Annotated in this window: 14 protein-coding genes and 1 tRNA gene; 7 read left to right on the forward strand and 8 right to left on the reverse strand. The window is 55.9% G+C overall.

From position 1 onward, the window contains the following. The first annotated feature begins 133 nt into the window (after positions 1-133). Together C5Y44_RS11720 and C5Y44_RS11725 are read left to right on the forward strand one after the other, a co-directional pair. On the forward strand, positions 134-9,187 hold the full coding sequence (locus C5Y44_RS11720; protein ID WP_105325100.1) for a type I polyketide synthase: 9,054 nt from the start codon (positions 134-136) through the stop codon (positions 9,185-9,187). A 2-nt stretch (positions 9,188-9,189) separates the two neighbouring features. Beyond that, positions 9,190-9,654 carry a holo-ACP synthase gene (locus C5Y44_RS11725; protein ID WP_105325101.1) on the forward strand — a complete coding sequence of 155 codons (465 nt, stop codon included), beginning with the start codon at positions 9,190-9,192 and terminating at the stop codon, positions 9,652-9,654. 191 nt (positions 9,655-9,845) lie between these two features. Here C5Y44_RS11725 and C5Y44_RS11730 read toward each other — a convergent pair whose 3' ends face one another. From C5Y44_RS11730 to bcp, 3 genes are all read right to left on the reverse strand, one after another. Next, a complete protein-coding gene (locus C5Y44_RS11730) occupies positions 9,846-11,003 on the reverse strand; it encodes an HNH endonuclease signature motif containing protein (RefSeq protein ID WP_105325102.1) in 1,158 nt (385 codons plus the stop codon). Positions 11,004-11,203: 200 nt separating this feature from the next. Beyond that, complete coding sequence (locus C5Y44_RS11735; protein ID WP_066795995.1) at positions 11,204-11,878, reverse strand: TetR family transcriptional regulator; 675 nt, start codon at positions 11,876-11,878, stop codon at positions 11,204-11,206. Between the two features lie 21 nt (positions 11,879-11,899). Beyond that, complete coding sequence (bcp, locus tag C5Y44_RS11740) at positions 11,900-12,370, reverse strand: thioredoxin-dependent thiol peroxidase (protein ID WP_066795993.1); 471 nt, start codon at positions 12,368-12,370, stop codon at positions 11,900-11,902. An 83-nt stretch (positions 12,371-12,453) separates the two neighbouring features. Between bcp and C5Y44_RS11745 the strand changes: the two genes are divergently transcribed. Both C5Y44_RS11745 and C5Y44_RS11750 read left to right on the forward strand, forming a co-directional pair. Further along, positions 12,454-12,729 carry a DUF3618 domain-containing protein gene (locus tag C5Y44_RS11745; RefSeq protein ID WP_066795992.1) on the forward strand — a complete coding sequence of 92 codons (276 nt, stop codon included), beginning with the start codon at positions 12,454-12,456 and terminating at the stop codon, positions 12,727-12,729. A 119-nt stretch (positions 12,730-12,848) separates the two neighbouring features. Further along, the gene (locus C5Y44_RS11750; protein WP_105325134.1) at positions 12,849-14,129 is read left to right on the forward strand and encodes a glutaminase; all 1,281 of its coding nucleotides are present in this window, start codon (positions 12,849-12,851) and stop codon (positions 14,127-14,129) included. 46 nt (positions 14,130-14,175) lie between these two features. Here the strand turns inward: C5Y44_RS11750 and C5Y44_RS11755 are convergent, their stop codons facing one another. Together C5Y44_RS11755 and C5Y44_RS11760 are read right to left on the reverse strand one after the other, a co-directional pair. After that, complete coding sequence (locus C5Y44_RS11755; protein WP_105325103.1) at positions 14,176-14,493, reverse strand: hypothetical protein; 318 nt, start codon at positions 14,491-14,493, stop codon at positions 14,176-14,178. Between the two features lie 198 nt (positions 14,494-14,691). Beyond that, positions 14,692-14,764 (reverse strand) — tRNA-Lys (locus tag C5Y44_RS11760). Between the two features lie 367 nt (positions 14,765-15,131). On the opposite strand from C5Y44_RS11760, the gene C5Y44_RS11765 reads away from it, so the two are divergent. Both C5Y44_RS11765 and C5Y44_RS11770 read left to right on the forward strand, forming a co-directional pair. After that, entirely contained in the window at positions 15,132-16,352 is a 1,221-nt protein-coding gene (locus C5Y44_RS11765) for an Ig-like domain-containing protein (RefSeq protein WP_105325104.1), read from the forward strand. Positions 16,353-16,387: 35 nt separating this feature from the next. Further along, positions 16,388-17,371 carry an MsnO8 family LLM class oxidoreductase gene (locus C5Y44_RS11770; RefSeq protein WP_105325105.1) on the forward strand — a complete coding sequence of 328 codons (984 nt, stop codon included), beginning with the start codon at positions 16,388-16,390 and terminating at the stop codon, positions 17,369-17,371. 3 nt (positions 17,372-17,374) lie between these two features. On the opposite strand, the gene C5Y44_RS11775 is transcribed toward C5Y44_RS11770, so the two are convergent. Genes C5Y44_RS11775 through C5Y44_RS11785 form a run of 3 tightly spaced genes read right to left on the reverse strand, consistent with a single transcriptional unit; the run spans position 17,375 to position 21,579 of the window. Continuing rightward, the gene (locus C5Y44_RS11775) at positions 17,375-18,409 is read right to left on the reverse strand and encodes an aromatic acid exporter family protein (protein WP_105325106.1); all 1,035 of its coding nucleotides are present in this window, start codon (positions 18,407-18,409) and stop codon (positions 17,375-17,377) included. Next, positions 18,410-19,948 carry an SDR family oxidoreductase gene (locus tag C5Y44_RS11780; RefSeq protein ID WP_105325107.1) on the reverse strand — a complete coding sequence of 513 codons (1,539 nt, stop codon included), beginning with the start codon at positions 19,946-19,948 and terminating at the stop codon, positions 18,410-18,412. 56 nt (positions 19,949-20,004) lie between these two features. Further along, entirely contained in the window at positions 20,005-21,579 is a 1,575-nt protein-coding gene (locus C5Y44_RS11785) for a deoxyribodipyrimidine photo-lyase (RefSeq protein ID WP_105325108.1), read from the reverse strand. A 147-nt stretch (positions 21,580-21,726) separates the two neighbouring features. On the opposite strand from C5Y44_RS11785, the gene C5Y44_RS11790 reads away from it, so the two are divergent. Then, positions 21,727-22,377, forward strand: a complete 651-nt coding sequence (locus C5Y44_RS11790) for a lipocalin family protein (protein WP_105325109.1) — start codon at positions 21,727-21,729, stop codon at positions 22,375-22,377. Positions 22,378-22,446: the final 69 nt, after the last annotated feature.

Consider the following 22,446-nt stretch of genomic DNA (forward strand, 5'->3'; position numbering starts at 1 on the left):
TGTGGCATGCTAGTAAACCAGCTGAATTTTTGGCCTGCCATTTTCGTTTTGTTCTTCGCGAATCTAATCCGAATCTTTCAATGCGAAACCCTGCCATTGGTCATAACCGATATCACTAGGAGTTAAACGAATCGTGACTATTGACATCTCTAACCACCGCCTGGTGAACCGCCTGGAGACTGAAAAATTTGCTCTCAGCTTTTCAGGGCAGGGTTTTCCTTGGTTGCCAACTTTGCGCACCGTTATTGCCGGTGGCGTGGGGTCGCAGGTGGCTGGTGCGGTAGACGGTGCCAAGAAGCTGCTTGAGCCGCTTGCCGATGAGCTAGTCGCAGCGATGCCACACGGTTTCAACCCCGTGCAGTGGGCAGCAAAGGACGAGGATCCAGCATGGGATCTGTCTGATTCTGCTATCTCTACTCCGGGTATCGTGCTCGCGCAGTATGGTCTTTTGCAGTCTTTGAAGCAGCAGGGTTTAAATTACGAAGACGCAGCCGCACACATCGGCCATTCTCAGGGCGTGCTGGCGACTTATATTTCTTCAGGCCGTGCCCAGGCGGCAGAGGTTATTGCTTTGGCGCAGCTTATTGGCGTCGCTATTTCTAAGACTGCCCGCGCCACCGGGCTTATTCGCACCGCAGCTGGTTCCCCGATGGTGTCGATTGCAGGTATTACCCGTGAGCAGTTAGAAAAGGTGCTGGCTAAGACCGGTGTCGGCAGCATTATTGGTCTGCAGAATAACCGCAATACCTTCGTTATCGTGGGCACGCCGGAAGATAACAACAAGGTTATCGAGGTCATCGACAAGCTCGCGGAAAAAGACGCGAAGGCGATTGAGAATAAAGAACGCGGCGGCAATCCTTTTGCCCCGCGGATTAATGCTTTGCCGGTACAAGCGGCTTATCACCACCCGAAGATGCAGGCAGCCGTTGAGCTCGTTATTAACTGGGCTGCGCAGATTGGCCTGGATGCAGAGCTTGCGCGCGATGGTGCACAGGCCGTCTTAACTGATGTCGTCGACTGGCCAGCAACTGTGCAGTCAGCTATCGATGCTGGCGCGCAGTGGATTTTGGAATGCGGTCCTGAAAAGGGCATGTCTTCAGTAACTAAGACGGTTGTGGCAGGCCAGGGCATTGGCGTGCAGGTTGTCTCCACCGACGATGGCCAAGCAGCACTTTTCGATGTCGGCCAGGCCCCTGAACTTCCTCTCAACTTCGAGAAGTTTGCGCCGAAGGTCTTCGATGAGGCCGGCAAGACCCGTTTGTCCACGCGCTTTACTGAATTAACTGGTTATTCCCCAGTCGTGTTGGCGGGTATGACGCCATCGACAGTAGACCCAGCAATTGTTGCCGCTGCTGCGAATGCTGGTTTCTGGGCAGAGCTGGCCGGCGGTGGCCAGGTTACCGAAGCGATTTTGAATGACTCATTGGAGCGTTTGGAAGAGCTGCTGAACCCGGGCATCAACGCTCAGTTCAACGCGATGTATTTGTCGCCCAAGCAGTGGCGTACCCAGATTGAAGGACGTCGTCTGATCCCACGTGCCCGTGCGAACGGCGCTTCCATCAATGGCGTGGTCTGCTCCGCTGGTATCCCACCACATGAGGAAGCTTTGGCGCTGGTGCGTCAGCTCCAGGATGACAATATTCCATGGGTAGCGTTCAAGCCAGGTGCTGTGCGCCAGGTCAAGAAGATCCTCGATATCGCCGATGATCTGCCAGATACCACCATCATCATGCAGGTTGAAGGCGGCAAGGCCGGCGGTCACCACTCGTGGGAAGACCTCGATGACCTGCTGATTGAAACCTACGCCGATATCCGCGAGCGCGACAATGTAGTGCTTATGGCTGCCGGCGGCATTGGCGCTCCTGAGCGTGGTGCGCAGTACCTGACTGGTGAGTGGGCCAAGGTTTATGGCCTGCCAGCAATGCCTGTCGATGCCATCATGATCGGCACCGCTGCGATGGCCACCCTGGAATCCACTGCGTCAGAATCCGTCAAGCAGGCGCTGGTTGATACCCAGGGGCTTGAAGATATCCCTGGTGGCGGCTGGGTTCCAGCCGGCGGCGCACGCGACGGTATCGCATCGGGTCGCTCCCAGCTGGGCGCGGATATCCACGAGATTGATAACACCTTTGCCAAGGCTGGTCGCCTTCTGGACGAGGTCGCTGGTGACGCCGACGCTGTTGCCGCCCGTCGCGATGAGATCATCGCAGCCATCGCCGGTACCGCCAAGCCTTACTTCGGCGATATTAGCGAGATGACCTATGCCGAGTGGCTGGCACGCTACCTCGAAGTCTCCTACATGGGCTCCTGGGTAGATACCTCCTGGGCACGTCGTTTTGAGCAGATGGTCGCACGCGTTGAACAGCGCCTGACTATTGCTGACCACGGTGAGTTCGAAGCACAGGTTGTCGTTGATATCGACAATCCGCAGCGCGCTATCGCCGATGTCGTTGCGGCATACCCAGCAGCTGACAAGCACACAGTTACCGCTTCCGATGTCGCCTGGTTCATCGACCTTTTGCGCGGCAAGGGCAAGCCACCAGCATTCGTTCCAGTTATTGATTCAGACGTGCGGCGTTGGTGGCGCCAGGATTCCCTGTGGCAGGCACACGATGAGCGTTACACCGCAGAACAAGTAGGCATCATCCCCGGCACTACCGCTGTTGCTGGAATTACCAAGGCCAATGAGCCTGTCGCTGAGCTGCTCGCACGTTTTGAAGCAGCCGCAGTCCACGATGTTGTTGCAGCCAATGCTGAAGCTGCCGATGTCACAAGCTCCGCCCTGCAGCGCGTTCTCGCCGCGAAGTCCGTGGAGTGGGCAGGACGCCAGCGTCCAAACCCAGTCGCGCAGATTTCTGAAGACTGGACCTTGGATGCAGAGGGGACATCGGCACGCGCGGAAGGCGCAGAGCTTTCTACCATCGATGCCGAAACCGTCGAGCTCACCGTCGCTTTGACTGGTTCCGTTGCTGGTGCACAGTTGACCCTTCGCATCACCGTTCCTGCCGATGCACCGTTGTCGTCCACCCCAATCATCACCGCTGAAGCTGCCGAAGAATCCATGGCAGCATTGGCAGAAGTTGCTGCCGGCGGCACTTTGCCAGAGGTTATCGACGGCAAAGCAACTTGGCAGACCACGCTTGATCCTGCTGCATTGGCAGATTATGCAGGTGTTACTACCGGCTATATCCCAAGTGCAGAAACCAACTCCGCTATTGCCCCAGACGTGATCGTTGGCCGCGCATGGCCAGCAGTATTCGCCGTTATCGCGAACGCGATTGTCCCAGGCACTGACTCTGCACGCGTGGTCGAAGGCCTGCTGAATCTGGTTCACCTCGAGCACAACCTGCGCCTGCACCAAGCACTGCCAACCCAGCCAGTTGAACTGACCATTACCGCCACCGGCGGTGAAGTCCGCGATACCTTGGTGGGCCGCGTTGTTGAGGTTTCAGTTTCCATCGACATCGACGGCGCTGACCTCAAGGATGCTCAGCTAGCTAGCCTGGAAGAGCGTTTCGCCATCGTCGGCCGCACCGGCGAGCAGGACCTCGAGCCAGTCAACTCCACCGAGCACATCACCGATACCCCGGCTTCTTTCCGTCACCAGCTCACCGTGACCGCACCGGCATCCATGCACCCATTCGCTGTGGTCACCGGTGACCGCAACCCAATCCACGTCTCCGGCGCCGCCGCGCGTCTGGCTGGCTTGGACAATGGCGTCATCGTCCACGGCATGTGGACCTCTGCGATTGCGCAGCTTGCAGCAGGCTTCGATGGCGTTGCCGTTGCTGAATGGTCCGCGAATATGCTCAGCCCCGTGCTGCCCGGCGCGCAGGTGGAATTCATCGTCGAGCGCACCGGCATCGATTCCCGCCCAGGCGCCGGCGAAGTTCGCACTGTCACGGCAAGCGTGGATGGCGATGTTGTCTTGCAGGCAACCGCTACCATGGCAGCGCCACGTACCTTCTACGGTTTCCCAGGCCAGGGCATTCAGACCCCAGGCATGGGCATGGATTCTTATGCATCCTCGGCTGCCGCGCGTGACGTGTGGGAGCGTGCCGATGCCCACACCCGCTCCAAGCTCGGTTTCTCCATCCTGGAAATCGTGCGCAACAACCCTGACCGCGTCGTGGTTGACGGTGAGGAATTTACCCACCCTGATGGTGCATTGTTCCTGACCCAGTTCACCCAGGTCGCGATGGCTACTTTGGGCTGTGCGCAGATTGCTGAGCTGGCTGAGGCCGGCGTGAAGTCGCAGGATACTTTCTTCGCGGGCCACTCCGTGGGTGAGTACAACGCGCTGGCGGCATACGCGCAGGTGCTGTCGCTCGAAGCCGTAGTCGAGATCGTTTACGCCCGTGGTCTGACCATGCACCGCCTGGTAGACCGCGATGCCCAGGGCAACTCTAACTACGGTCTGGCAGCGCTGCGTCCGAACAAGATCGGCATCCGCGCCGATGATGTCTTCGGCTACGTTGCGCAGGTTTCTGAAGCCAGCGGCGAATTCCTTGAAATCGTGAACTACAACATCGCTGGTGTGCAGTACGCCGTCGCCGGTACCCGTGCAGGTCTGGCTGCCTTGGCTGCCGATGCAGAATCCCGCGCGCCGGGCCAACGTGCCTTCATCATGATTCCGGGCATCGACGTGCCGTTCCACTCCTCGCACCTGTTGGGCGGCGTTGATAACTTCCGCGCGCACCTGGATTCTTTGATTCCAGCAGAAGTAGACCTGGATATCTTGCGCGGCCGCTACATCCCGAACTTGGTCGCGCGTCCATTCGAGCTCACCCGCGAGTTCGTAGAGTCAATGGCAGCGGTGGTGGATTCCACCTATGTCGCGGATATTCTCGCGGACTTCGATTCTGCGTTGGAAAACCCAGTCAAGCTCGGCCGCACCCTGCTCATCGAGCTTTTGGCATGGCAATTCGCATCCCCAGTGCGCTGGATTGAGACCCAGGATCTGCTGCTCTCTGACACCAGCGTCACCGCTGGCGCCGGCACACCAGGTCTGGGCGTGGAGCGCTTCGTCGAAATCGGCGTCGGCTCATCGCCAACCTTGGCCAACATGCTCGGCCAGACTTTGCGTTTGCCGCAGTACGCCGGCAACCCAATCGAGGTCCTCAACGTCGAACGCGACCGCGCAACCGTCTTCGCCGAAGACGCCATCGAGCGCCCGGTAGAAGATACTGGAGCATCATCTACTGAATCAGCGGACACAGCATCTACCGCAACAGCAGCAGAAATTGCTGAAGCCAACGCAGCACCTGCCGCGGCGCCGGAACCGGTTATTTCGACACCGGCACCAGCACCAGCCGCTGGTGGAAGCACGCCAGACGACAAGGCATTTAGCGCCGCTGATGCCACCGAGATGCTCATTGCTATCTGGACCAAGGTGCGCCCTGACCAGATGGGTGCGGCAGATACCATCGAGCTGCTCGTCGAGGGTGTCTCGTCCCGTCGTAACCAGCTGCTGCTGGACCTCGGCGTGGAATTTGGCCTCGGCGCAATCGAGGGTGCAGCCGATGCAGAAATCTCCGCGCTAAAAGACCAGGTCGCTGGCATGGCAAAGGGCTACAAGGCATTCGGCCCAGTCCTTTCTGCACAGGTCGCAGAATCCTTGCGTTGTATTACCGGTCCTGCTGGTAAGAAGCCTGCGTACATCGCACAGCGCGTATCCGAGACCTGGGGTCTGGGTGCGGGTTGGGTCGACCGCGTCACCGCGGAGCTGGTGTTGGGTGCGCGCGAGGGAGCATCGCTACGCGGCGGCGACTTGGCGCTGCTTTCGCCGGCAAATCCGGCATCGACAGCTGAGCTCGACGCATTAATTGACGCCGCAGTGGATGCTGCGGGCGCAAAGGTCGGCATTGTTATCTCGAAGCCATCGGCAGGCGGCGGCGCTGGCGGTGGGGTAGTGGACTCCGCGGCCTTGGATGCTTACTCCGAGAAGATGAACTCGGCGCTAGCGACTACCGCGCGTACTTTGCTGGCGCAGTTGGGCCAGCAGGCACCAACCACCGAGTTCGCTGAGGCTGATGACAACGCAGCCATCGTTGACCTAGTTACCGCTGAGCTAGGCTCTGACTGGCCACGTCTGGTTGCGCCTAGCTTTGACGCGGATAAGGCCGTGCAGCTCGATGACCGCTGGGCATCCGCGCGTGAAGACCTCGTGCGTTTGGCACACGGTGAAATCGACTCACTCGACATCACCGGCGCGGGTGAAGAAGCAGCCGTGATGGCCGAGTACTTGGGCTTGGATGCACAGGCAGCGCAAGCGCGTATCGATGCCTCCACCCTGGAACACAACGGCGAAGTCGCTGTTGTTACCGGTGGCTCTCCTGGCTCGATTGCGGCTGAGGTTGTCGCGAACCTGCTGCGCGAAGGCGCAACCGTTATCGCAACCACCTCACGCCTGGGTCACGACCGTCTGGAGTTCTACAAGCACCTCTACCGCACCTCCGCGCGCGGTAATGCACAGCTGTGGGTTGTGCCGGCAAACCTCAACTCCTTTGCTGACCTCGACAACCTGATTGACTGGATTGGCACCGAGCAAACCGCCACCGTCGGCGGTTCTTCCAAGCTGGTCAAGCCAGCGATGGTTGCCAACCTGCTCTTCCCATTCGCCGCACCTCGCGTGCAAGGCACCCTGGCTGATGCCGGCGCACCAGCTGAAGCACAAATGCGTCTATTGCTGTGGAGCGTGGAAAAGCTGATTGCGGGCCTGAGCCAACTTGGCACCGGCACGCATGTGGGCCAGCGCCTGCACATTGTTCTTCCGGGCAGCCCAAACCGCGGCCGTTTCGGTGGCGATGGTGCTTACGGCGAATCCAAGGCAGCACTCGATGCGCTGGTCACGCGCTGGCACGCAGAGCCTGTTTGGGGCGACCGTACCTCGATTGTTCACGCACACATCGGTTGGGTTCGCGGCACCGGTCTGATGGGCGGCAATGACCCGCTTGTCGATGCCGTTGAAGCCAAGGGCGTCACCACCTACTCCACCGAGGAGATGGCGGAGAAATTGGTGAGCGAGGGGGCATCGACAAGCAAGCGCGAAGCCGCAGCGCAAGCTCCTGTGACCCTGGACTTTACTGGCGGCCTGGGCGAAGCCGATATCAACCTGCCGGAGCTGGCGCGTTCCCTATCTTCTCAGCTTGTGACCGAGGAAGCTTCCGAGGTCATCAAGCTGCGCGCTTTGCCGAATATCCGCGAGCGCATCGAGTGGACCGCCCCAGACTTTGCTGGCGTGAGCCAGAAGCTTGATGACATGGTGGTCATCGTCGGTGCTGGCGAAATCGGACCTGTTGGTTCCTCGCGTACCCGCTTTGAAGTGGAAATGACTGGCGACCTTAGCGCTGCTGGTGTCATCGAACTGGCGTGGACCACCGGTCTGATTGCCTGGGACGATGCTGCTGGCGCCTGGTTCGATGCTGACGGCGAGGAAATCGCCGAAGAAGACATCTACGACCGCTTCCACGACGAAGTTCTGGCGAATGTTGGCGTGCGTAAATACCACGACGATTACGGCCCGAACATGCCAATGGTGGACAACCTCGCACCTGAGCTGACCACCATCTACCTTGAGCGCGACATGACTTTTGCCGTGCAAGATGAAGAAACCGCACGCACCTTCGTGGCTGATGTGGAGGGCGCAACTGCGCACTTCGACGGTGAGGAATGGCAAGTTACCCGCCCGGCTGGTTCCGAGGTTCGCGTACCGCGCCGCGTAGCGATGACCCGCTTTGTCGGCGGCCAGGTACCGAAGGGCTTTGACCCAGGTGTCTACGGCATTCCGGCTGACATGATTGACAACCTCGACCGTGTTGCATTGTGGAACCTGGTTTGTACCGTCGATGCTTTCTTGGCTGCGGGCTTTAGCCCAGCTGAGCTGCTCAGCCACGTGCACCCCGCCCGCGTTAGCTCCACCCAGGGCACCGGTATGGGCGGCATGCAGTCGATGCGCTCGCTGTACCTGGATAAGTTGCTTGCGCAGCCACGTCCGAATGACATTTTGCAGGAAGCACTGCCAAACGTTGTGGCAGCGCACGTCATGCAATCTTATGTCGGCGGCTACGGCCAGATGGTACACCCGGTTGCGGCGTGTGCGACCGCGGCTGTTTCTGTCGAAGAGGGCATGGATAAGCTGCGTTTGCGCAAGGCCGACTTCGTGGTTGCCGGCGGTATTGATGACCTGTCTATCGAGGGTATTACTGGCTTCGGTGACATGGCTGCTACGGCGGATTCTTCCGAGATGGAAGAAAAGGGCATTGACCACAAGTACTTCTCGCGTGCTAATGACCGCCGTCGTGGTGGCTTCATTGAGTCTGAAGGCGGCGGCACCATCTTGATGGCGCGCGGTAGCCTCGCTGCTGAGTTGGGCTTGCCAGTGTTGGGCGTTGTGGGCTTTGCGGAGTCCTTCGCCGATGGTGCTCACACCTCTATCCCTGCTCCGGGCTTGGGCGCGCTATCTGCTGCCCGTGGTGGTGCGGATTCGCGTCTGGCACAGGGCTTGGATGAGCTTGGTGTGGGCGTGAATGAAATCGCTGTGATTTCTAAGCACGACACCTCCACCAACGCCAATGACCCGAATGAGTCGGACCTGCATGAGCGTATTGCAGCGTCTATGGGCCGCGATGCTGGTAACCCGCTGTTTATCATTTCGCAGAAGACTTTGACCGGTCACGCTAAGGGTGGTGCCGCCGCATTCCAGCTGGTTGGTCTGACCCAGGTGCTGCGCAATGGTGTGCTGCCTCCGAACCGTTCTTTGGACTGTGTGGATCCGGTGCTGCGCCGTCACTCGCACCTGACCTGGTTGCGTGAGCAGCTCGACCTGCGTGCGACCCCGCCAAAGGCTGGTCTGGTGACCTCCCTCGGCTTCGGTCACGTATCCGCTTTGGTTGCTGTGGTGCACCCAGGTGCATTCCTTGCGGCTCTGCGCGCTGAGCGTGGCGAGCAAGCGGCTACACAGTGGCAAGAAGCAGCTGCTGCACGTGAGGCTGCTGGTCTGCAGCGCCTGACCGCTGCCATCTCCGGTGGCGCGGCGTTGTACGAGCGTCCTGTTGACCGCAACCTCGGCGGCACCGGTGACGCAGTCAAGGAACGCGAAGCCGCAGTCCTGCTTGACGATGACGCTCGTCTGCGCGGCAACCTGCTGGAGCCAAGCGCTAGCGCTGGAAAGCACGCGAAGAAGTAGCGATGGATAAACGCGACGCAATGACCGTGGGAGTGGACTTGGTCCATATCCCCGGCTTTGCCGAGCAGCTTGCTCGGCCGGGTTCTACCTTTGAGCAAGTCTTCTCGCCGTTGGAACGCCGTCATGCCCAGCAGCGCCGCGATGCCGGAGGTTCAGATGGGGTGGCGAATGCCAGCCTTGCGGGCTCGCGCACTGAGCACCTTGCTGGTCGCTGGGCAGCCAAAGAGGCTTTCATCAAGGCGTGGTCGCAGGCTATCTACGGCAACCCGCCGGTTATTGAACCAGACCTAGTGAGCTTCGCTGAGATTGAAGTCTTGCCGGATCGCTGGGGACGGGTGGCTTTGCAATTGAAAGGTGAAGTGGCTGCGAAACTCCAGGAATCCATCGGTGACGTGGAGTTGAGTTTGAGCATCAGCCACGATGGCGACTACGCCACCGCGCAGTGCTTGATGCGCTACCAGCGTTAGGGCATCAATGACATGAAGGGCCTTTCCTGTTAAAGGGAAGGCCCTTTTGGCGCGTTAGTTCTCTTCCTGGAGTGCTGTGTCGAGCTGCTGTTGACTGCGCAGATACGGCTTTATTGAAAAGGGATCGCCGAATTGGCTAACCAGCCTAGTTGACTAGTTAGCTTTTGCTAGCTGCGGGGAGCACCCCGGCTTTAGATGAGGTTCATTGCCCCCATGCTGCTCAAGTCATGCGTGTTGCCCACAAGTTTTCCGCTTGGGGTATGCAGGCGGACTTTGCCGCGGTGGCGTCGCATCCGACCGCGCTTGGGTTTACCCGGACTCGGCTTCCCTTTTCCTCGCTTATTTTTTCTCTTCTGTGACCCGGGATTAGCCGGGTCACCGTCGTCGTTGACGCCGTTGTGGTACTTGCATAACATGGTCAGGTTGGAGGGTTTGGTATGCCCGCCGTGTTTGTGGGCGTCGATGTGGTGGACCTGGCATCTATCCGCAGGCACATTGCAGTCCGGCCACGGGCATACCAGGTTCTCTGCCATGGCTAAGGTACGCAGCTTGTCGGAGGCGAAGCGGGCTTCGTAGAGATTGACTGGTCCGGCGGTGGGGTGGAAGAGACCGACGTAGAGTTTGTCGCCGAGTGCTCCTTCCATCGCAGCGTTGATGAACTCGGCGCCAGTCATCGTGGTGCCATCGGAGAGGCCGATGATAACCTCGTCGCCTTTGCCGCAGGAGACTTTGGCGAAATCGTTAAGACCGATAGCGATGACGGTGCGGTACTCAGGCTTGATGAGCCCGGTGTCGTTTCCTTCGACGAGGTCCCAGAATGGTTCGAGCAATGCTTCGGAGCGTGGCTGGTCATCGTCTTTGATAGTTGCGTCGAGGGTTTTCTCGAGGTCGGTGATGCGGCGTTGGGTATCGGTGATACTGATAGTGCGTAGGCCGTCTATGACGCGGCCGAGACGCACACCGGGTTTCTTTTTGGTGTCGCCGCCTTCTTCGGTCACGCGCTTTTTGGCGTAGGCTTCGACTTCTTCTAAAGAGCCTTCAAGGGCTATGAGCTCTGCACGCAGTTTCCAGGCCGCGCCGCGGGCTTTGAGCTTCCTCGCGTGCTTATTGACCATCAGCAAGTGGTTGGCGCTGAGCTGTCGCTCTTCGGCGAGGGCGATAGTTTCTTGCTGCACACGTGGGGAGTCGCAGGGGCTAAAAAGTTCGGTGGCGAGGCGGGCGTAATTTTTGGCGAGAGAAACTTCTATGCCTTCGTCGGATAGGTCGTGAGGTGAAAGCTCATCGAAAAGCCGCAAAAAGCCTATGCCGTGGCTGGTGAGGAGCTTGAATGCTTGCCATATGTCGTTCATAACTTTGACACTAAAACGGTTATGCAAGTGTGCGCTAGTGCAAGCTCGAAAATCTGTGGATAACTACGTTGACACGTCACGCAACGGCCGAAGTTATCCACAAGCGCTGCGACCGGAGCGATGCGGGAGTGAGTCCTATAAACACGAAAAGGTCTTCCCAAGCTGGGAAGACCTTTATCAAGGGCGGAGTTCTTTGAAAGTTAAAGCTCCGGATCTGAAGTAAGTTGCTGAACGGGGATTTGTTGTCCCTGGGCAACGCTGAAGAGATACGCGATGAGCATACGCTTGATTTCAGTGATGACGCGGTCAATCGCCTTTGGATCGTCACTGCGGATAGCGTAATTGAGCAAAGAGACAACCGTATGGACCAAGAAACCAGCGAGCTCCATGCGTTCTTCCTCAGACATCCATTGCGCCAAAGGTCGAAGAATCTCTGAGAGCGGTTCGAGCATCTCGCGCTCTGTCGCAGCTGCTGTATAGCGAGTAGCAGGAGTAGATTGCACGGCATGCCACACCGCGCGTCGGGACGGGTCTTGCCGCCACATACGCGCTAGGTGGTCAATAAATTCATCCAGTAGGTCCGGCCACTGCAAGGCAGGGACGCGTTGGGAGAACTTATTGAGCTCTTCGACATTGGCTGCTGTGTCTTCTCTGTCCAGCTCGCAAATCAGAACGTATTTATTAGCAAAGAACTGATAGAGCGTACCGATGGGAACCTCAGCACGCTTTGAGACTTCATCGAAAGTAAAAGACTCAAAGCCAAGGTCTACCAGTACGTCACGAGCTGCTTTCAAGATACGTTCGAAACGTACCCGGCTGCGCGCCTGTGCAGGGCGCCGCCGGGGGACAAGCAACTGTGGGTTCTTCTCGGTCATCTGTGAAAATGCAGACTCTTCTTAGTCGAGCTCTTTGATGATGCGGGCAACGTGGCCAGTGGCCTTAACGTTGTACTTAGCAACACCAATTTTGCCATCTGGTTCAACCACAAAGGTAGAGCGAATTACGCCTTGGACCTTCTTGCCGTAGTTATTCTTTTCACCGAAAGCGCCGTAGGCGGTCAGCGTTTCTTTTTCGGGGTCAGACAACAGTGGGAAGTTCAGATCGTGGTCTTCGCGGAACTTCGCCAAAGACTCTGGCTTATCAGGGGAGATGCCCAGGACTGCAACCTCGGAGCCGTTGAGCTGTTCCATAGCATCACGGAAGTCACAGGCTTCGGTGGTGCACCCAGGGGTGTTTGCGCGAGGGTAGAAGTAGACTACAACGCGCTTTCCAGCGTAATCGGACAAAGAGACCGTGTTTCCAGCATCATCTTTCAAAGAAAATGCAGGTGCCGTGTCTCCAACTTCTAATCTAATCTGCTCAGTCATGCCTTTTACTCTATCGTAAGTTAAGTCGCGCTAGACTAGGTGCGAACCTAATATCCAATGTAACTTTTCAGGAGACAATAAACGTGGCACGCAATATTGATGACATTCAGCGAGACATCGAGCGCACCCGTCGCCAGCTCGCAAGCACTTTGGATGAGCTAGCGGATCGCTCCAAGCCAGCTAATTTGGCCAATGATGCTAAGGCAGCGGCAACTGAAAAGCTTTCACAGCAGAACGTGCAAATCGCTTTAGCTTCTGTTGCGGCACTGGTCGTTGGTGCAATTGCATTTAGCGTTGTTCGTTCTCGTCGCAAGAGCAACGATTTGAAGGAACTGCAGCGCCTGCTCTCCGAGCGCTAATTTTTCGCACAATCAACCGGGGCTCACATCGTGGGTGCCCGGCTTTTGGCGATCTGTGAAGCCTGCAAGATTCCAAAAACGCCGCACATGGCAATAATCCATTAGCTAGGCTGGTGAAGGTGCAAACTCCTATTCCTTTTTATCTCGATGAAATCTTGGAGAAAGTTCGTTACCAAGATGGCGGCGCGGTTGCGGATTACATTCCGCAGTTAGCAGCCGCTAACCCGTCCTATCTTGGTGCTGCCCTGTGCACGACCACGGGCCACCTGTATAGCGCTGGTGATGATGAGGAAGAATTCACCATGCAGTCGATTTCTAAGCCTTTTGTGTACGCTTTGGCGCTGCAGGAACTGGGCTTGGATGCGGTTCGCTCCGTGGTGGGTATGGAACCTTCCGGAGAAGCGTTCAATGAGTTATCGCTCAACCGCGATGATCACCGCCCGGTTAATCCCATGATTAATGCTGGTGCGATGACGGTGACGCAGCTGATTAACGGTGTGGATTCTGGTGTTGAAGAACGCGTAGAACACATCCGTAAGTATCTCTCGCGCCTTGCGGGGCGTGAACTGAGCATTGACTATCAAACCTGTGACTCTGAGCTAGAGCATGCTGAGCGCAATCTTTCTCTGGCTCACATGCTGCGCAACTACGACATTATCCAAGATGATGCACACGATGCAGTAATGACCTATACCTTGCAGTGCTCAACGAAAGTCAACGTCAAAGACCTCGCGGTTATCTCCGCGACGCTGGCTAATGGCGGTACTCAGCCGGTAACGGGCGAGAGGATTCTAGACCCAGATGTATGTCGCTTGACCCAGGCGGTGATGAGCTCTGCCGGCATGTATGACGGGGCTGGGCGCTGGATGGCTGAGGTCGGAATCCCGGCGAAATCGGGAGTCTCCGGGGGATTGTTGGGGACATTGCCGGGGCAGTTGGGGATTGCGACTTTTTCCCCGCGCCTTAACTCAGAAGGCAATTCAGTCCGCGGAGTGGAGGCGTTTAAGCGCCTGAGCCAAGATATGGGCCTGCACTTGATGTCAACGGACCAACGCTACGGCATTCACCCCATCCGTGAGGTGGAAGTCATCAACGACGCTTGGGTCGTGCGCCTGCAGGGCGTGATGAACTTCTCGGCGGCAGAATCCATTCTGTACCGGTTGGAAGACTATGACATCACTGCCGATGAAGTGCTGTTGGACTTTAGCCAAGTCACCACCGTTAACCGCATCGGACGAATCATGCTTAAAGAAGGTTTACGGCGCATGCGCGAGGCAGGCTACAAGATCGGCGTTATCGACCCAGAAGAGCTGATTAAAGACCGCACCATGCGGGATGGAACGAAGGTTCGCCGTGATGAAAATGAGGATTACATGATCAACGGGGAAGAACTCTGGTAACTGCGGGCGCGAGCAAGGAGTCCTGCCCACGCCCGCTGGTTAATACCTAGTAGTCGTTCTCGCCAGGTCGTCCGCCTTCATCTTCCCAGCGCTTGAGTTGACGGGCCTTGGAGGCGTTGTAGCGTTTGCGCACTCCATGGCCGATCTGGTCCTCTTCAGCGATGAAAACTACGCCGTAGCTCTCAAGAGTTTTTTGGAGCCGAGTTTTCTCATCAAGGGTGAGGCTTCCCACGCGCTTTTCAAAGTCCCTGACTTGCTGTCTGGTCAGGCCAGCTTCTTCGGAGATGATAAGAGAATTAATTTGAGCTAAGGCACGTCCGGCGCGAGCGAGCCCGGGGGTCAAATCTTGAGGAAGTACACGCACGATCTCATCCTTTCTAGATGTGATTCGAAACACTATGTACCTGTGATTGTACACTTAAACGCCGTGGTCGGAGCGGCGTTGATTGAACCCTCAGTTGGGTGACACTTGGCGGGAGCGCTTCGCCCCCGAATGTGGTTAGGTAAAAACCAAGAAGACCAGGGAAGAAACTTGTGAAAGCTTCCCACCTGGTCTTTAGTGTGCGCCATCAGGGTTTCGAACCCCGGACCCACTGATTAAGAGTCAGTTGCTCTACCAACTGAGCTAATGGCGCGTTGTTGTTTCATGCAGGGCGGTTAAAAGCTGTGCTTTAGCAACTGCCTCGCTGTTCAACGAGAATTAACTCTAACATCAGATTCTGTTTTTTAAAAAATCGGCAGGTAGACCCCAATTCTGGCCGTGTTTAGAGGGTTCGGGGAATCATCGTAAAGCGGCGAATGTGGCGCCGTGTGTGGGTCAGGCGGAAACAGGGTAGTTTTCGCATAAAATATTATTAGAAATAAACCTATTACCTGGGAGTTTCTCGTTGATATTAATTTGGTAACGAAGCGAGAGTCGCGGCGTGGTCTGGCTAGTGTTTTAGCCCATGTACCGATAAGTTGGAGGAGTTGTTTTGAAATGAGGAAGATAGGTCTTGTCCGTTGCTCGGTCTAGGTAAAGTACATGCTCAGCGTTTTAATCGCTCGCTGGTAGCGCTCACAGTCGTTGCAGCTTTGGGATTAGCCGGTTGCACCATCGAAGGCGGAACAGATAATCCGGATGCGCAGTCCGTGGATGCCGCATCTTCTGATGGGGCAGGGCAAGTAAAAGACAAGGTGGAAAAGCTGGCGCCGGAAATTTCTGTGGCTGACGGCGTCGAGGACCACAATCCTTATGAACCGGTCACGGTTACTTCGTTGGGCTCAGGCTTGGATGAGGTCACCATGACCAACGAAGAAGGTTATGTCGTCATGGAAGAGCTTTCCGATGACGGCATGGAGTGGACTTCGGCTGAGACCTTAGGCTTCAACCGCACCTATACGGTGGAAGCGAAAGATGAAAACGGCAAGTCCACCTCGGTCACCTTCAAGACCCCAGAGATGGTTAACACCACGGCGGCGTCTCTTTCTCCGCTGCCAGATTCCGAGGTCGGAGTCGGACAAACCATCGGTGTGCGTTTCGGCGTTGCCATTCCGGACCGCGAAAAGGCGCAGGAAGCAATCACTGTCACCACCGCGCCTGAGGTAGAAGGTGCGTTTTACTGGCTCAATGATTATGAAGTGCGCTGGCGCCCGAAGGAATACTGGAAGCCAGGCACTGAGGTCAACGTTGATGTTGATATCCAAGGCGTGGACCTGGGCGATGGCATCTACGGCAGTGATAATAATGAAACCAACTTCACCATCGGTGACCGAGTGACGGCCATTGTTGATGACGCTACGAAGATGATGACCGTCTACAAAAACGGTGAAGTCTTGCGTGAGATTCCAGTCTCCTTAGGCCGGGATGGCGGACGCTGGGCGACGCCAAACGGCCGGTACATGATTGGTGACAGCCACGAATCTCTGTTGATGAATTCGGAGACATTCGGTTATTCCATCGAAGACGGCGGCTATAAGACGATGGTCAATTACGCGACACAGATGTCTTATTCCGGCATTTATGTCCACGGCGCACCTTGGTCAGAATGGGCGCAGGGCAATACCAATACCTCCCATGGCTGCATCAACGTCACGGAAGAAGCCGCGCAGTGGTTTATGAACAACACCAAACGTGGTGACATCGTGGTGGTTAAAAACACCACGGCGGGCACCTTGCCTGTTTATGACGGTCTGGGTGACTGGAACATGTCCTGGGAAGAGTGGTCCGCCGGCAACGCTTAAGCTGGTAGCGAACTTTTTACCAGGACAATGAGCGCATGAGTACAGTCGTACTTATGCGCTTTTCTGTTCTTGACCGGGCAGCCGGAACCCACAGTGAGACCCCAGATGAGACATTGCGAGGCGTGGCAACGCACGCGCAGCACGTGGAGAAGCTCGGGTTTAGCCGTTTCCTCGTCGCTGAGCACCACGGTGTGCCGGGGGTTCCAGGTTCGCAGCCGGCGCAGCTGGCAACCTATGTTGCGGCAAATACCAGCACTATCCGAGTGGGCACAGGTGGGATTATGGTGCCGAACCATCCGCCGTATCTCATCGCGGAGCAGATTGGTTTGTTGCAGTCGCTGTTTCCAGATCGCATTGATATCGGGTTAGGTTCGTCGGTGGGCTTTACCAAGCCGGTACGCAAGGCACTGCGCCAAGGTGATCCGCACGAATTGAAAGCACGGCTGGAAGAAGACGTCGAAGAGCTCATGGACTACCTTTCAGGCAGTGGTGCGGTGAGTTCGTACCCGGCAGATAATGCGCGCACACCCATCTATATGCTCGCTGGGTTCCGCTCAGCGCTCACGGCGGCAAGGCTGGGCATTGGAGTGATTACGGGTGGGCCTTTGTCCACGCAGGCAGATGCTATAAAGGCCTATCGGGAGAACTTCCAGCCTTCCCAGGTCTTGGATAGCCCGCACGTGATTGCGTCGATGAATATCGCCGCAGCAGATACCACAGAGGCTGCACGGAACTTGCTGTTGCCAGAGGCTTATTCGCAGGTGCTTTCGCGTTCCACGGGTGTGTTTGAGCAGCTCAGGACAGCCTCGGAGTTGGACATTGATTCCTTGACCTCGCAGCAAAAGAAGCGCATTGATGAATCGCTGGTCAATGCGATCTATGGCACAGCGGCAGAGGTGGGAGCATTGCTTGCCGATGCCACCGCGCAGCTATCCGTCGATGAATTCCTCATCACAGGCGACATTCCAGACCGTGAGGGTCGAAGCCGCAGCGAAGAGCTGCTGGCTGGCATCTTGTAGTTCTTACGTGCGCTGCTCTTCGGTCGCAGTCGACATCTGCTCGATGAGTACGAAAATATTGCGAGTGGAAGAGATAAGCGCACCATAAAGTGGCCAGCTTGTTTCAGAAAGCTGATTTTCGGCCACCATTTCTCGCGCCAGTCGGTCTAATTCGTCAACAGAGGGTTCGACATCGGCGTTGGGATCACTGATTCGCTTAGCAATTGTTTTGAGGATCTCCGACCAGCGCTCACGGAAACGCTGGCCTCCGGCTGATTCTGAAGAATTTGTAGTTTCCAGCGTGCGTGTGAGGTTACGAAGGTGTGCGACGGCTTCATCGAGTCCGGTCAAAACCTGTTCGTATTTCTCCCTGCTGGTTCCTTGGAAAAGGAGACGTGGATTTCGTCGCCTGCTGTCTCTTGCAAACTGAACGGTTGACCAGGACTGGTCCAAATCATTACGTAATTGCTGGACAGCTTTTGAAGATTCCCGTGCTTTGTCGCGGTCCCATTCTTCTCTGAAATCATCGCTGATTTCGACCAATATCTCGCCCATACGAACCCGGAGGGATTCCACGGTCTGTGCGGCTTGTTTTTCTCGAAGGGGAGGAACAATAAGTATGTTGACCCCGACACCTATGACCACTCCGATGCTGATTTCTATCATGCGGTCGAGCAATGCCGGGCCATCTTCGGTAAACCCAGTAGAAAGAAGAAACACCGCGGTCGTAGCAATAGTCGCGCCTTCTTGCCGTAGCCCTGGGATCCGTGAGCCCAGCATTCCCAGTACTAATGCCAATGCATAGCTCCATACTTCGACACCTATGTATGCTCCAATCGCATAGGAGAGAAGAACTCCTAACCCTGATGCAATGACTGTTTGCAACCCACTGGTGATAGAACCAGAGACGGTCGGTTGCAATACAAGGAATGCGATCCATGGTGCCAAGAACGGCATCTGTGAATCTAAAAGGTTTACGCAGATCCACCAGGTTCCGGTGGTGGCAATGACCGTTTTGAAGATCTGCAGGGCATCCAGAGTTAAATCGGTTTCTCGCATCTATTTCCTAGCGTCGTGTGCAGATTTTTCTGCGGTGTTGAGAATACTGCGCATCATTGCGGGGAAAATGAATGCATGGAATGGTGCCATTGACCGCCAGTATATTCTTCCTGATAAGCCAGTTGGTGAATAGTAAGCTCGCTGGGTATAAGTGCAACCATTGTCGTTGGCTTGGACATCGAATGTCAGCCATGCTTCACCATCGATTTTCATTTCAGCTTTCAAAATTAGACGATGAGGCCGTTCTAATTGTGCAACGCGCCACCAGTCAACACGGTCTCCGATTTCCAGACGATGAGGGTCACGGCGTCCCCCTAAGCCAGGACCGCCGAAAACTTTGTCCATGAACCCACGGATTCCCCACAGCAACGGCGCCGAATACCAACCATTGTCCCCGCCTATTCCCTCGACGACCTGCCATATATCTTCTGGTGAAAGGCTACTGTCTGCCGAACGGATATCCTCGTAATAAGAATCACCGGACCAATCGGGATCGGTGGCCAGATCATTGGCAGAGTTACCAAATTTCGTCCAGCTTTGGTCCCACGAGGTGGGCACGCCACGGGAATCGTTAGCCTGCACGGCAAGTTTCACGGCGTGCGGGTAGTCAATTAATCCGCCAGGAGGATCAGGAATGATTTCTGCAATGCCGTGTTCCTCTGTGATGGCGTTTTCTGCCATGGATTGTGCAAGTGGAACCGCCAGTCGTGACGGGACCGGGGTGACCAGGCCAATCCACCCACCTGACAATTTATCCATGGGAAGCGGAATGGGGAGAGAATAGATGCGCCGCTTTAGCCCCTGAGAGTTTCCGTAGATGTGTAGGAGGTCGGCAAATTTATACGTGGTTCCGCAGCCAATATCGCATTGTTGATTCACCGCTTTATCTAAGTCTGCCGCGCAAACCAAGTAGTACAGGGCGTCACGAATAGCAATCGGCTCAATGGAATTACTAATCCAGCCCGGTGCCACCATAACCGGAAGCCTTTGGGTTAAATGCCTAATAATCTCAAACGACGCCGAGCCGGAACCGATGAGAGTTGCCGCTCGAAAAACTAGAGCTGGGGTTTGAGCGGCAAGAAAGGTGCGAGCCACGCGTTCTCTAGAGCGCATATGCTTGGACAAGTCTTCTAATGGTTTTCGGCGGGGATGGAGACCGGAGAGGTAGATAATCTGAGCGACATGCGCGCTATCTGCTGCGTTGGCGAAAATCTCAGCCGACTTCTGTTCGGTTTCTTCGAAGTCTTCACCTTTGTCGCCCATGGAGTGGACCAAGTAAAAAGCGATGTCGACGCCCTGCATGACACGCGCTACGTCATCGGCTTTACCCAGATCAGCCTCGGCGAGCTCCACGTCGTCTTTCCACGGAAAGCGGTCAAAGCGTTTGATGTTGCGTGATGTCGCACGGACGCTAAAACCGGCGGCTAAGAGCTCAGGAATTAAACGGCCCCCTACATAGCCGGAGGCACCGGTAACCAAAACGGTCCTGTTGGGATTCTTGGCCAGATAGTCCAGAGTAGGTGTTGGTGAGGAGTTCATTTCACCAGCATAATTAAGTTTTCTTCACTGGGGCAGGAATTATAATTCGACCGTGTTTATGCAGGGCTTTCTCGCAGAGATTTAATTCTGTCGTATTGCTCGAGCGCTGCAGCACGGCTTTCCTTCAAGTCAACCAAGGGCTGCGGGTAATTAGGAGAATTTAGTTCTGGTATCCAGCTCGAAACATATATGCCATCGGGATCAAACTTTTTGGCCTGCAGTTCAGGATTGAATACTCTGAAATACGGGGAAGCGTCGTCTCCACAACCTGCTGCCCACTGCCAGTTGAATGCGTTGCTGGCCGGGTCTGCATCGACAAGTGTTTGCCAAAACCACTCTTCTCCATGGCGCCAATGGATACCAAAATTTTTAGTCAGGAAAGAGGCTACGATCATCCGCACGCGGTTGTGCATGTGCCCAGTCGCCCACAGCTCTCTCATTCCGGCATCGACCAGGCGGATTCCGGTTGTTCCTGAACGCCACGCGATTAGTGCTTTCTCGAACTGGTCTGCTTCCGTTATAGGAAGTTGATGCCTGGCTTTCTTACTCAGAGGGCGGGTTCTTGGATCTGTCAAGTCGTGATGGGTAGTAGCTACATCATTTTCGGAATCCCACAACCAATCGAAGTGATCGAATTCGCTGCGAACGTTAACTTCAGCGAGATTCGGACGATGAAAAAGCCGGTGCCAGGCGAAGTCTCGCCACATGAGCTCACTGAGAAATGACTTTGAATCCTGCGGGGCAAGCGAAGACCGAGTGATACTGTGCCAGATGAACCTCGGACTGATCTCTCCGAATCTCAGGTGAGGGGAGAGTTCACTGGTAACTTTGAGCGCGGGGATATCGCGGCCCTCAGCATAACCTTTACCTTCAGAGTTGTTGAGAAGGGTTGTGATGAAACGCTGGAATCGCTCCTGCGCACCCACTTCTCCGGGTGCCCAACGCGATTGAAGTCCTTCGGTCCACTGAGAACCGGACGGGACAAGGTTTAGGGCATCGATGTTGCTGAGACTGTCGTCGAGTGACGAGCCTGTCCCCGAGAGCGGGAAGTCAGGACCAATCTGCGTAGGAACTGCCGGGTCAGCTGGTTCATCTAGTAATTCCTTCAACTTCTTGCCGAAAGGCGTAAATACTTTATAGGGATTTCCCTGACCATTGGTGATATTCCACGGTTGTAGCAAAAGATGGCCCGGAAATTCATGAACTGGGATTCCTGAAGTCTCAAGCTTTTCCTTCACCGCAGCATCAATGCTGCGCTGGGGCTCATGGTAGCGCTCACTCCAAGCGACAAACGTTGCATTGAGGTCGTTGGCCAGCTGCGGGAGCGCTAGGCGCGGGTCACCATGCTCTGTTAATAGTGGGATGCCAAATGTGTCTAGGCGCTTGGCCAAGTCTCTTAGACTTTGATCCAACCACCAGTTGGATGCACCACCCAGAGCCCTGACGCCCGTGAGATTCGGGTCTTCCACGACATACAGTGCGACGACATTACCTTCAGCTGCCGCAGCGGCAAGGGCGCTATTGTCAGTGAGCCGAAGGTCATCTCTAAACCACATAATTGAGGTGGTATTAGCCGAACTGGTTTGAGTATCCGGGGTTTCTATCTGTTGTGTGCCACATGAATTGTTCATTTCACGAGCATAGTTTCCCTAGAGCTTCTTTGGGGATTCACTTTCTGAGAGAAGTAATTTTTCCAAGCTATTTCTGCGTTGCAGATATTGGTATAACCTGAAAACTACAGCTCAAGCTCGGGCTGACCGACACTCCTTGGAGGAAACATGAGGCGCAGAATCGTTGCAGTACTAGTTGCATTGGCAGTAGGAATAGGCGGGGTGACACCTGCGGTTGCTGCCGCAGATGTGTTTGATGGCGGCCGATTAGGTGGTGCATCCTCCCAGCTTGTACCTCAGGGATCATCGTCCTCAGGCAACGAACTTCCAGAGAACTCTGAACCGGTAGACCTTGAGCGCTATCAGGGAACCTGGTACCAAGTAGCTGCCGTTCCGCAGCCTTTTAGCGTGCAGTGTGCTCATGACACTAAAGCTGAATACAAGGTTATTGATGACACCAAGATTTCGGTGAAGAACTCCTGTGGCACCTTAGTTGGTCCGGATTCCAGTATTGCAGGCACCGCGTCAGTGCGTTCCGATGCCTCACTGAGGGTTAATTTCTCGGGCATTCCATACCAGGACCCAAATGGTCCTGTGAACTACCGGGTAACCTACCTGGACTCTGACTACTCCCTGGCGATTGTGGGAGACCCGCAGCGTCGATCCGGATTTGTACTGTCACGTACTCCGAACCTGGATGCCAACAAGTGGTCTCAAGTCCGCGAAATTGTTGAGCAGCGCGGCTGGTGGTCTTGTTCGTTCCTCACCGTACCTATGGCTAATGGCCGCGGGGATGTAGTACCGCTGTGTACGCAGTAGAGTCCTTGAGCCAATGAGCTAAAGGGGCGACTTCTGGTTCATCGGAAACCTGAACACGGTTTCCGATGG

The sequence above is a fragment of the Corynebacterium sp. J010B-136 genome (genome assembly GCF_002967075.1).
In the GTDB taxonomy this organism is placed as follows: Bacteria; Actinomycetota; Actinomycetes; order Mycobacteriales; family Mycobacteriaceae; genus Corynebacterium.